1 pseudogene is annotated in these 324 nt (G+C 56.2%); it reads right to left on the minus strand.

The window, feature by feature from the left end:
- Nucleotides 1-281, minus strand: a pseudogene (locus P0G09_RS16730) (ThiF family adenylyltransferase); the annotation flags it as partial.
- Nucleotides 282-324: the final 43 nt, after the last annotated feature.

The following is a 324-nucleotide window of genomic DNA, read 5'->3' on the forward strand; positions in this document are numbered from 1 at the left end:
ACCTTGATGTTGGGGTCGATCTCGTGGATACGCTGTTCGGCCACATCCACCTTGTACTGGCCCACGGTCTTGCGGGTGGCCACGATCTTGCGGTTCAGGTTGTTCAGGCAGACCTAGTCATCATCAATGAGATCCAGCGCACCCACACCGCTGCGTGCCAGCGCTTCCACCGTGTAGCCGCCCACGCCGCCAATGCCAAACACCGCCACACGGGTATTGTGCAGCTTTTCCATTGCTTCCTTGCCCAGCAGCAGCTGGGTGCGGGAATATTGATCCTGCATAGATACTTGCTCCTCCATTTTACACTGTGTCGTTCATTTTACC

It is taken from the genome of Faecalibacterium sp. DFI.5.82, assembly GCF_029076575.1.
Classification (GTDB): Bacteria; Bacillota; Clostridia; order Oscillospirales; family Ruminococcaceae; genus Faecalibacterium; species Faecalibacterium duncaniae.